This window comes from Rhodococcus jostii RHA1 (genome assembly GCF_000014565.1).
Classification (GTDB): Bacteria; Actinomycetota; Actinomycetes; order Mycobacteriales; family Mycobacteriaceae; genus Rhodococcus_F; species Rhodococcus_F jostii_A.
Window position 1 is genome coordinate 7,149,062 of the sequence record NC_008268.1, and the last position, 10,481, is coordinate 7,159,542.

Below are 10,481 nucleotides of genomic sequence, written 5' to 3' on the forward strand. Positions count from 1 at the left end.
ACACATCGACACACCTGATCCGTCTCCGGGGGACGGCCCGGGTGACCGCGAACCGCGAGGTCGTGGCGCTTCGCCGACGCGCGGGGCGGCCGGACACCCGGTCCGGAGATGAACATCGGCGCGCGGCACCGTAGGCTGCCACTCGTGCTGAGATGGCGTGGTCTCGACGAGGTTCCTGCCGACTGGGGTCGTTGTGTTCTCACGATCGGCGTATTCGATGGCGTGCACCGAGGTCACGCCCAACTGATCAGTCGAGCGGTGGCGGCTGCCCGCACGCGTGGAATACCCAGCGTGCTCATGACTTTCGATCCTCATCCGATGGAAGTGGTTCGTCCGGGCAGTCATCCCGCCCAGCTCACGACGCTCGCCCGCCGGGCGGAGCTCGCGGAGGAGCTGGGGATCGACGTGTTCTGTGTCATGCCGTTCACCGCCGAATTCATGAAGCTGACGCCGGAGCGATACGCCCACGAGATCCTCGTGGAGCGCCTGCACGTGGCGGATGTCGTCGTCGGTGAGAACTTCACGTTCGGCAAGAAGGCTGCGGGCAACGTCGACCTGCTGCGTCAGATCGGCGACCGGTTCGGGTTCGCGGTCGACGGTGTGACGTTGCTCGCAGAGCACGCGGTCACGTTCTCGTCCACCTACATCCGGTCGTGCGTGGACGCCGGCGACATGGCCGCCGCGACGGAGGCCCTCGGCCGTCCGCACCGCGTCGAGGGTGTCGTCGTTCACGGCGACGGTCGTGGACGGCAGCTCGGCTATCCGACCGCGAACGTCGCGCCGCCCATGTATGCCGCGATTCCCGCGGACGGCGTGTACGCCGCCTGGTTCACCGTGCTCGGACACGGAGTCGACCTCGGCACGGTCACCTCCGGCGAGCGGTACATGGCCGCCGTGTCGGTGGGCACCAATCCCACGTTCTCCGGGCGGACGCGCACGGTGGAGGCCTTCGTCCTCGACCGGGAAGCCGACCTGTACGGCCAGCACGTGGCCGTCGATCTGGTGGAGCGGCTCCGCGGGATGGAGAAATTCGATTCGGTCGACGACCTGATCGTCGCGATGGGCAAGGACGCCGAGCGTGCGCGTGCGATCCTGGCGGCGTCGGAGGACGTGCGGTAAAGCCGGCCCGTTTCAGCTGGTAAAGTAGACGGCTGGCGTGCGCTGCGGTTCGCGGTGGCCGCGCCGAGTTTCGATCCTTGCACGCGAACGTCATCACCAGGAGTGAACCAGTGGCATTGACCACCGAAGAAAAGAAGCAGGTTCTGAGCGAGTACGGCCTGCACGAGACCGACACCGGTTCGCCGGAGGCGCAGGTGGCCATGCTCACCAAGCGCATCGTCGATCTCACCGAACACCTCAAGATGCACAAGCACGACCACCACTCCCGCCGCGGCCTCCTGCTGCTGGTCGGACGCCGTCGTCGTCTGCTCAAGTACGTCCAGAAGGTCGACATCGAGCGTTACCGCTCGCTGATCGAGCGTCTCGGCCTGCGTCGCTGAGTTTCGTACACAGCGGTCATTTCGATCGCAAATCACTCCGGTAGCCGGCGGGGCCTTGCTTAGACTGGGCCTCGCTGGCTATCGGCGTTAGCTGCCGAGGGCAGCACTACCGTATGCACCCGAGAATGTGGTGTCGGTCTTCGGTAGTGGTCTTCCGGACACGGTCCGGGGGACTTCGATCGACGGCCGCCTCCGCACAGCGACATCCCGAGAACTCGAGAGGGGGATGTCCCTCAGGTGCGCAGTTCTCGCCAGGAGGGTGAGAACGCCCCCGCGGGTACGGCGAAGACGAGAGGGAAGTGAAAAGAAGAGATGACAGAGAATTCCGCAGTAGAGGTCGATGAGGGCGTGTTCGAATCCACCGCCGTGATCGACAACGGGTCCTTCGGAACCCGCACCATTCGTTTCGAGACCGGTCGCCTCGCGCAGCAGGCAGCCGGCGCCGTCGTCGCCTACCTGGACGACGAGACGATGCTGCTGTCCGCGACGAGCGCCAGCAAGCACCCCAAGGAGCACTTCGACTTCTTCCCCCTGACGGTGGACGTCGAGGAGCGCATGTACGCGGCGGGCCGTATCCCCGGCTCGTTCTTCCGTCGTGAGGGCCGTCCCTCCACGGACGCGATCCTGACCTGCCGCCTGATCGACCGCCCGCTGCGCCCGTCGTTCGTCGACGGTCTGCGCAACGAGATCCAGGTCGTCGTCACGGTGATGAGCCTGAACCCGCAGGACCTGTACGACGTGGTCGCGATCAACGCCGCGTCCGCTTCCACCCAGATCGCCGGACTGCCGTTCTCCGGACCCGTCGGCGGTGTGCGCGTCGCGCTCATCACCTCGGACGAGAACAAGGCCGGCCAGTGGGTCGCATTCCCCACCGTCGAGCAGCTCGAGAACGCCGTCTTCGACATGGTCGTCGCCGGCCGCATCGTCTCCGGCAGCGGTGACGATGCCGACGTCGCGATCATGATGGTCGAGGCCGAGGCCACCGACAACGTGATCTCCCTGATCGACGGTGGCGCACAGGCTCCCACCGAGGCGATCGTGGCCGAGGGCCTCGAGGCCGCCAAGCCGTTCATCGCCCGCCTTTGCACCGCGCAGCAGCAGCTCGCGGCCAAGGCCTCCAAGCCCACCGGTGACTTCCCCGTCTTCCCGGCGTACCAGGACGACGTGTTCGCAGCCGTCGAGGCCGCCGCAGCGGAGAAGCTCAGCGCGGCACTGACCATCGCGGGCAAGCAGGAGCGCGACGACAAGACCGACGAGGTCAAGGTCGAGGTTCTCGAGCAGGTCGCCCCGAACTTCGAGGGCCGCGAGAAGGAACTCGGCGCGGCATTCCGTTCGCTGACGAAGAAGCTGGTCCGTCAGCGCATCCTGCGCGACCAGTTCCGCATCGACGGCCGTGGCATCACGGACATTCGTTCGCTGTCGGCCGAGGTCGCGATCGTTCCGCGTGCACACGGTTCCGCTCTGTTCGAGCGCGGCGAGACCCAGATCCTGGGTGTCACCACCCTCGACATGGTGAAGATGGCGCAGCAGGTCGATTCCCTCGGACCCGAGACGACCAAGCGGTACATGCACCACTACAACTTCCCGCCGTACTCCACCGGTGAGACGGGACGCGTCGGTTCGCCGAAGCGCCGCGAGATCGGTCACGGCGCGCTGGCGGAGCGGGCACTCATGCCCGTGCTGCCCAGCGTCGAGGAATTCCCGTACGCCATCCGTCAGGTCTCGGAGGCGCTCAGCTCCAACGGCTCCACCTCGATGGGTTCCGTGTGCGCGTCGACGCTCGCACTGCTCAACGCAGGTGTGCCGCTGAAGGCTCCGGTCGCCGGTATCGCCATGGGCCTCGTCTCCGACCAGGTCGACGGTGAGACCCGCTACGTCGCGCTCACCGACATCCTCGGTGCCGAGGATGCGTTCGGCGACATGGACTTCAAGGTCGCGGGCACGAAGGACTTCGTCACGGCCCTGCAGCTCGACACCAAGCTCGACGGCATCCCGTCCAAGGTCCTCGCCGGCGCGCTGTCGCAGGCCAAGGATGCGCGTGCGACGATCCTCGAGGTCATGGCCGAGGCCATCGACACCCCCGACGAGATGAGCCCGTTCGCCCCGCGCGTCACGGCCATCAAGGTCCCCGTCGACAAGATCGGTGAGGTCATCGGCCCCAAGGGCAAGATGATCAACTCCATCACCGAGCAGACCGGCGCCAACATCTCCATCGAAGATGACGGCACCGTGTTCGTCGGTGCGACGGACGGCCCGTCCGCGCAGGCCGCGATCGACATGATCAACGCCATCGCCAACCCGCAGCTGCCGAAGGTCGGCGAGCGCTTCCTGGGCACGGTCGTCAAGACCACCGCCTTCGGTGCGTTCGTGTCGCTCCTTCCCGGCCGCGACGGATTGGTGCACATCTCGAAGCTGGGCAGCGGCAAGCGCATTGCCAAGGTCGAGGACGTCGTGAGCGTCGGCTCGAAGTTGCGTGTCGAGATCGCCGACATCGACAACCGCGGCAAGATCTCGCTGATCCCCGTCGAAGAAGACGGTGCTGCGGCTCCGGCCGAGCAGAGCGAAGAGGCGGCCGCCGAGAAGTAGCCTTCTCCCGGTCCTCACGCCGGCGACCCCGCACGAATCTCGTGCGGGGCCGTCGGCGTCTTCGTGTGGGGTGGGTCAGGAGGTCGGTGCCGCGGTGAACCGTCCGACATACCGACGCTGCCACGGTGTCTCGACCGCGTGACGCTGGTAGTGCTGCCGGACGTACGCGACGGCGTCCCGCGCCGCGACCCCGTCGAGCACGGCGATGCAGGCGAGGGCTGTGCCCGTCCGGCCGCGACCGCCCCCGCATGCCACCTCCACCCGTTCCATCGGGGCGCGGCGCCACACCTCACCCAGCGCATCGAGGGTGTCGTCGCGGTCCCGCGGCAACGCGAAATCGGGCCAGCGGACCCACCGTGAGTCCCACTGCACCGGCGGCGGTGTCCGCCCCAGCAGGTAGACGGCGAAATCGGGGAGGGGACCGTCGGGGAGTGGTCGCCTCAGCCCCCGGCCGCGGACCAGGCGCCCGGACGGCAGGCGGAGGACTCCAGGAGCGTCGGCGTCCCAGGTATCGAACATGGCGCTCACTCTATTGCGCAGCCGCTCGGAAGACGCGATCTTCGAGGACCGGGACGGCGGTGCTCCGGTCCACCTCGGCGGCGATTGCGACGTCCTGCGGGTATCCCGAGGCGCGCAACTCCCGTCCCGACGCACACGCCGCGAGGGACTGCGGGAGGGTGTCCGCGACACCGCGCCAGGCGGTCATGGCCGCCAGCGCTTCCGGCGAAGCGTCTGCGCCCCGACCGATCGCCGTCAGAGCGGACAGCACTGCGCCCGCGCCCCACAGATCCTCGATCGCCGGCCGGAGTTCGCCGGCCGGCCACTTCTCCCCGGCGGCGATCACCGACACCACCGACGTCGAGGTGCGGTGCCGGGCGATCCAGCCGGCGACCGCGGTCGCATTCCGTAGGGACGCTCCGACGCACACGCCGGTTCCGGCGCCGAGTTCGAAGCTGATGCTCGACCCGTTCGGCGAGGGAAGCACCAACCTGCGCGGCGCGTCGGATCGCCGAATCGTATTCGGCGACAAGCTGATCTGCCCGTTCGTGGCCCGGCCGCGTCCGACGGCGAGGACCGCGTCCGAGGCACGGGCGTAGCGTTCGGCGGAATCGTCGTTCCACCGGTAGGGGAGGACGTCGACGCCGGCGTCGAGCGCAACGGTGAGGGTGGTGGTGAACGACAGGACGTCCACCACGACCGCGATGTCGGCGTCTGCGCCGATGGCTTTCGCCCCCGGCAGGCCCCAGTCGAAGCGGAGGCCGTAATCGAGCTGGAGATGTTCGCGGTTCACGTCGTCTCCCTGTGCTCCGTCGACGTGAGCGTCGTGAGGGCAGCGATAACCGTGGTGACCGCGGCGCTCGGGGGACCGGGTAGGCGCGCGGCACCGATGTCGCGGAAGGCTCGGGGATCGTCGAGGCGAATCTGCGCGCACCCGGGTGGGGGAGTGTCCGTGGCCGGCACGATGCCCACACCCAAGCCGGATGCGACCAGGCCGTGCACGGTGCGCACGTCCTCTCCTTCGAACGCGATCGTGGGTAGGGCACCGGCTCGCGCGAACAGGTCGTCGAGCGATCCCCGCAGCCCGTAGCCCGGCTTGAGGGTGACGATCGGCTCGGAGGCGAGGTCCCGGATCGTCATCGAGGTCGAGGTGGCCCGCGGGTGCTCGGAGGGCACCAGGACGACGAGCGGCTGTTCGAACAGCGGCGTGACCGTGAGGCCCGCGGGCGGTGGGGTGAGACGGGAGGCGAGCGCGATGTCGGCCTCACGGTTGAGGAGGGCGTCCAGGCACGTACGGCGCGCGCCCTGACTGAGGACGAACCGGATCGTCGGATCCGTCGCGCGGACGGTGCGAATCAACTCGGGCACGAGGTGCTCGCCGAGCGTCATCTGAAAGGCGACGCGAACGGTGGCCCGCGCCTGTCGGTCTTCGGACTGCACGGCGTCGAGGCCGTCGACCACCGCCGCGAGTGCGCGTTGCGCGTAAGGCACCAGTGTCCGGCCGGCATCGGTCAGGCGCACGCCGCGGCCGTCCGGTTCCAGGAGTGGGATGTCGAGTTGCTTTTCGAGTCGGCGGATTATCCGGCTGACCGTGGGCTGGGGCATCCCGAGCATCGCGGCAGCGACAGTGACGTGTTCGACTTCGCCGAGGGCGACGAGGACGGGGAGGTGCGGCAACAGCGCCTTGACGGTCTCGCTATTCATGACTCAACTGTATGAGTGGATGGATGGTTCTGCATTGGATTCATCAGTTCTTCGGATCTAACGTCGACTTCATGTCCGCCACAGACCTCACGAGGAAGGCCACCCGCGCAGCGGCTGCCCTGCGGAACACGCCGCCGACGGGCAATCCGGACCGCCGACTCTCGGCGGCCCTGTGGTGTGCCGGCGTGGCGACCTTTGCCCTGATGTACGCCCCTCAAGGGCTCCTCACACAGATCGGGCACGACGCGTCCGTGAGCCCGGCGCAGGCTTCCCTCCTGGTGTCGGCGGCCACGCTCGGACTGGCGTTGTCGGTTCTGCCGTGGGCCCGGTTCTCGGATCGGGTGGGGCGCCCCACCGCGATGCGGTACGCGGCGGCAACCGCGGGACTGCTCGCCGTGGCCGTCCCCTGGCTCCCGACGTTCGACGCCCTGGTGGCGGGACGATTCGTCCAAGGGGTGGCGCTCGGGGGACTCCCGGCGCTGGCGATGACACTTCTCCACGAGGTCGCGGCCCGGGCGCGGACCGCAGCATTGGCCGGTTCCTACGTGGCAGCAACATCTTTGGGTGGCTTGAGCGGTCGACTTCTGGTCGTCCCGGTCGCCGATCACCTCGGGTGGCGCCCGGCACTGGCGATCCTCGGGGTAGGTCTCGCGATCCTCATGGCCATCCTGATCGCGCTGCTACCCGCGGGACGGGGGCGGCGAGCGCCCGTCCCGTCCACCGGGATCCTTGTCATCCACCTGCGGGACACCCGCCTGCTGGCATTGTTCGGCATCGGTGCGCTACTCGTCGGCGGCATGGTGGCCGTCTTCAACTACCTTCCCTTCCGGCTCGAGGCCGCTCCGTACCACCTCGCGCCCACGGTGGTGTCGCTGATCTTTCTCGCCTACCTGGCGGGCACGGCCGGCTCTCGCGCCGCCGGCTGGTTGGTGGGCCGGTTCGGTCACCGAACCGTACTCGTGTCGGCCTGCGCCTTCATGGCGGGCGGGGCGATGCTCAGCGTCGCCGGACCGCTGGTCCTGATCCTCCTCGGCGTGGCCGCGATCACCGGCGGACTCTTCGTCGGCCATGCCGTCGCATCCGGGATGGTCGCCCACGCGAAAACGGGTCGCGCACAGGCGACGGCGCTGTACAACGTCTCCTACTACGCCGGCTCCAGCCTGTTCGGCTGGGTCGGAGGAATCGCCTGGGCGAACGGACAATGGCTTTACGTGGCCGTCCTGGTCCTCGTCCTGACGGTGCTGGCCCTCGTCCTCGCGCTCCTCCCGTCGACAACCGCGCGTCGCGTCGTTGCCGTCGAATCCTGCTGAAACGGGAGTTGGGATCCGTCGCAGGCCGGAGCCCGTGTCCGGGTGGGGGCCTGCTGTAATGGGGACAGGACAGAGGGGAGGGTCTGATGAGTGGAATGTTCATGCTCGGTGCGGTGTTGGCCGGCAGCGGAGGTGTTCTGGGGTTGGCAGTCGCACTGTTCGGAGGCGCGGAACCAAGCCGCCTTCGCCTATGTGCGTTGGACGGCCACACCGAAGCCTGTGATTCGCCTCGGGCTTGACCGGAGAGTCGGTCGGGTTGTCGGCCGTCTGGCACGAAAATGCGTCAAGATCAGCTGCGGCGGCGGGCAATGTGCAGGACTGTACCGAAGTGCCGCCGGATGCGGCGTTCGGGCCGCTCGGCAACTCGACGACGAATCTCGCTGTACAGCTGTTCCCGTTGCCATTTCGCCATGGCGATGTGGCCGGAGAAGGTGTCGAGAAGGTCGATGTAGCCGTCCACGTCGTAGCTGACTTCCCAGTCGAAGTTACGCACCACGACGCTGTCGAAGAGCCCGCTCTCCTCGATTTCGGCCTGATGATCGGCCAGCTCACCCGGGCGCGCCCACGTCGCGGTATCCGGGAGACCGTCGCCGATCTCCTCGTAGACGGGCTGGATCTCTCGAAAGATCGGGTCCCCACCTTCCGGGAACACGTGTTGTGCACTCCACAACGCCAGATGCCCTCCGGGGCGAATGAGGCTGGCCGCCTTGATGTATCGCGTTGCGGGGTCGATCCAGTGCCAGGAGGTTGCCGCGCACGCGAGGTCGTAGGTCATGCCTGGCGCCGGCTCCCAGTGCTCGAAATCGGCGCAGACCACCTCGGCGTTGGGGAACGGCGCCACATTCGCACGCGCGATCGCTGCCAATTCATGCCCGAGTTCGACCGACGTGATGGTGAAGCCCCGCCGCGCGAGTTCGACGGTGGCCTTGCCCGAGCCTCCTCCGATCTCCAGTAGCGAGTCACCTGGGCGCAGTCCGGCCGTGAGGACGAGTTCGTCATAGAGCGCCGACGGATAGCTGGGCCGAGCGGGGTGGTACTTCTCGGCGGCGACAAGCTGATGCGCCTGTCCGACACCTCCGCGAAACGGTTGCGCGACTCCGGAGTGATACGGATGCTCCAGCCCACGGAGTACGGCGGCTACGAATCGCATCCGCGCGAGTTCGCCGAGACCGCAATGGGCATCGGCGCCATCGACGGGGCCGCGGGCTGGGTGAGCGGCATCGTCGGCGTCCACCCGTGGGAACTGGCGTTCTTCGACCGCACGGCCCAGGACGAGGTGTGGGGCGAGGACTCCGGGCCAACTCGAATGTGTTCCGAAGCGTACGGCGATCCGATGTCGTGGTTCGATCATCTCTGCTCCTCGGCGGATCGATCCAGCACCGGTTTCGTCGGCGTTTCGTGGGCTTGTCTACTCCGCCACCAGCGTTTTGATGCGCTAACCATCAGTGACAGCGACCCCGCGCAGAGGGGAAAATCAAACAGACCGGTCTCCAGTCTTCTGGCCCTACATCGCCTGAGGAGCGTGACGAGGCAGGTCGACTCCGATCCAGCCATCACCAGAAGGATGATCACCATGCCGGTTGTCGAGCAGTCCGTCGTCATCGCCCGTCCTGCGTCGGAAGTGTGGAGTTTTGTCACCGTCGCGGAGAACTGGCCGTCGTGGGAGGCGTCCACCGTTGAATGCGAGCAGCTCACCGACGGGGAACTCGGGGTGGGCACCCGGTGGCGCGGGGTAACCCGCATTCTGGGTAGGCGCCTCGACTGGGTGACCGAATTCGTCGAGTACGAGCCGTTGAAGGTGGCCACGTCCAAGTCGGTGGAGAGCAAGGTCGGCTTCACCGCGACGACGAGGCTCGAGGAAGTCGACGGCGGCACCCTGTTCACCTATCGGACCGACAGCGAAAGTGGCCTCGGAGGAATCTTCGGCAAGCTGGCTGACCCGATAGTCGCGAAGGCGTACTCACGGACGGTGCGGGCGAGCCTGGACAACCTCGCAGACCCGCTCACCATCGACGGCTGACCATGTGGGTCGGCTCTCATTCGGTCGTTCCCCGAGCAGCGATGAGATTCCGTGTCGCGACGAGTCTTACCGTGCATACGATGTGGCCGACCGAAGGAGCGAGCTGTGGAAGATGTCTGGTCGATGGTGCACGCGGAGCGTGTGGCGCTGGTCGACGACCTCGGGAGTCTCGACGCGGCGCGGTGGGACGAGCCGTCGCTCGGCGGCGAGTGGACGGTGCACGACGTGGTCGCCCACCTGGTCGACACGGCTCGGACGACGCGCCTCGGTTTCATGGTCGGTCTCGCGCGGGCGCGGTTGGGACTTCGACCGCCAGAATGCCCGCGGTGTCGAACGCGAGCGCGGTGCCTCACCGCAGGAGACGTTGGCTCGGCTTCGTCAGGTGGCGTCGCGGCGGCGATCTGACGAACCGCGGTCCGGGGCCCGGGCGACGGTCGCGGGTCGTCATCTGAAGGACACGTCGGTTCCCCTCATGGTCGAGGCGCCTGCATCTTCGATCCCGCGTAACTTGCGGGCGTGATCTGGGCTCCGTATCCCGGTACCTGATCGGGGACCCCGGTGACGTCGTAGCAAGCCGGTCCGCGATTGTCGAGCAGGCGCGGCTCGTCCTGGTTGGGCAGGTAGCGACCTTTCGGGTTGATGAACTGCACGCCGAGCGTGTTCGCCAGCGTGTCCCGCCGGCCTGGATCGGCAGAGCCGTGTCTCCCTCGGGAACGATCAGCGACACATAGCGTTCGCCGGATAGCGTCTCGGGCAGCAACCGCGCCGTCGTGGTGGACGGAATCAGCTGCCCCTTGTCCGGCTGGATCGCGAGATGCGTTTTCATGCGGTCGTTGCACCATCGAGTAGTTCGTTTGACACGGG

At 67.4% G+C, this 10,481-nt stretch carries 11 protein-coding genes and 2 pseudogenes; 7 read left to right on the top strand and 6 right to left on the bottom strand.

The features are described from left to right. Positions 1–144: 144 nt before the first annotated feature. The 3 genes from RHA1_RS32530 (at position 145) to RHA1_RS32540 (ending at position 4,085) form a co-directional block, all read left to right on the top strand. Positions 145–1,119 (top strand): bifunctional riboflavin kinase/FAD synthetase, encoded by a 975-nt coding sequence (locus tag RHA1_RS32530; protein WP_025432373.1) that lies wholly within the window; start codon positions 145–147, stop codon positions 1,117–1,119. 110 nt (positions 1,120–1,229) lie between these two features. Beyond that, a complete protein-coding gene (gene rpsO / locus RHA1_RS32535) occupies positions 1,230–1,499 on the top strand; it encodes a 30S ribosomal protein S15 (RefSeq protein WP_005240682.1) in 270 nt (89 codons plus the stop codon). 312 nt (positions 1,500–1,811) lie between these two features. Beyond that, positions 1,812–4,085 carry a polyribonucleotide nucleotidyltransferase gene (locus tag RHA1_RS32540; RefSeq protein WP_005240683.1) on the top strand — a complete coding sequence of 758 codons (2,274 nt, stop codon included), beginning with the start codon at positions 1,812–1,814 and terminating at the stop codon, positions 4,083–4,085. Between the two features lie 75 nt (positions 4,086–4,160). Here RHA1_RS32540 and RHA1_RS32545 read toward each other — a convergent pair whose 3' ends face one another. The 3 genes from RHA1_RS32545 to RHA1_RS32555 are packed head-to-tail and all read right to left on the bottom strand — an operon-like array spanning position 4,161 to position 6,287. Beyond that, complete coding sequence (locus RHA1_RS32545) at positions 4,161–4,604, bottom strand: phosphatase domain-containing protein (protein ID WP_011598480.1); 444 nt, start codon at positions 4,602–4,604, stop codon at positions 4,161–4,163. A 10-nt stretch (positions 4,605–4,614) separates the two neighbouring features. Next, positions 4,615–5,376 (bottom strand): 2-phosphosulfolactate phosphatase, encoded by a 762-nt coding sequence (locus RHA1_RS32550; RefSeq protein ID WP_011598481.1) that lies wholly within the window; start codon positions 5,374–5,376, stop codon positions 4,615–4,617. Beyond that, a complete protein-coding gene (locus tag RHA1_RS32555; protein ID WP_011598482.1) occupies positions 5,373–6,287 on the bottom strand; it encodes a LysR family transcriptional regulator in 915 nt (304 codons plus the stop codon). Before RHA1_RS32555 ends, RHA1_RS32550 begins: the two co-directional genes overlap by 4 nt. A gap of 11 nt (positions 6,288–6,298) precedes the next feature. Between RHA1_RS32555 and RHA1_RS32560 the strand changes: the two genes are divergently transcribed. After that, positions 6,299–7,597: an MFS transporter gene (locus tag RHA1_RS32560; RefSeq protein WP_011598483.1), complete on the top strand. Its 1,299-nt coding sequence runs from the start codon at positions 6,299–6,301 to the stop codon at positions 7,595–7,597. A 289-nt stretch (positions 7,598–7,886) separates the two neighbouring features. Here the strand turns inward: RHA1_RS32560 and RHA1_RS32565 are convergent, their stop codons facing one another. Beyond that, entirely contained in the window at positions 7,887–8,747 is an 861-nt protein-coding gene (locus tag RHA1_RS32565; protein ID WP_272942766.1) for a class I SAM-dependent methyltransferase, read from the bottom strand. Between RHA1_RS32565 and RHA1_RS49015 the strand changes: the two are divergent. From RHA1_RS49015 to RHA1_RS32575, 3 genes and pseudogenes are all read left to right on the top strand, one after another. Then, positions 8,643–8,891, top strand: a pseudogene (locus RHA1_RS49015) (hydroxylase); the annotation flags it as partial. The gene RHA1_RS32565 and the pseudogene RHA1_RS49015 overlap by 105 nt on opposite strands. Positions 8,892–9,161: 270 nt before the next feature. Then, positions 9,162–9,617, top strand: coding sequence for an SRPBCC family protein (locus tag RHA1_RS32570; RefSeq protein ID WP_011598485.1), 456 nt, complete (start codon positions 9,162–9,164; stop codon positions 9,615–9,617). Between the two features lie 105 nt (positions 9,618–9,722). Beyond that, a complete protein-coding gene (locus tag RHA1_RS32575; RefSeq protein WP_423816269.1) occupies positions 9,723–10,022 on the top strand; it encodes a maleylpyruvate isomerase N-terminal domain-containing protein in 300 nt (99 codons plus the stop codon). A 65-nt stretch (positions 10,023–10,087) separates the two neighbouring features. On the opposite strand, the gene RHA1_RS49580 is transcribed toward RHA1_RS32575, so the two are convergent. Further along, complete coding sequence (locus RHA1_RS49580) at positions 10,088–10,267, bottom strand: hypothetical protein (RefSeq protein ID WP_016885013.1); 180 nt, start codon at positions 10,265–10,267, stop codon at positions 10,088–10,090. 2 nt (positions 10,268–10,269) lie between these two features. After that, positions 10,270–10,431 (bottom strand): annotated as a pseudogene (locus tag RHA1_RS54010) (MCE family protein); the annotation flags it as partial. Positions 10,432–10,481 lie beyond the last annotated feature (50 nt).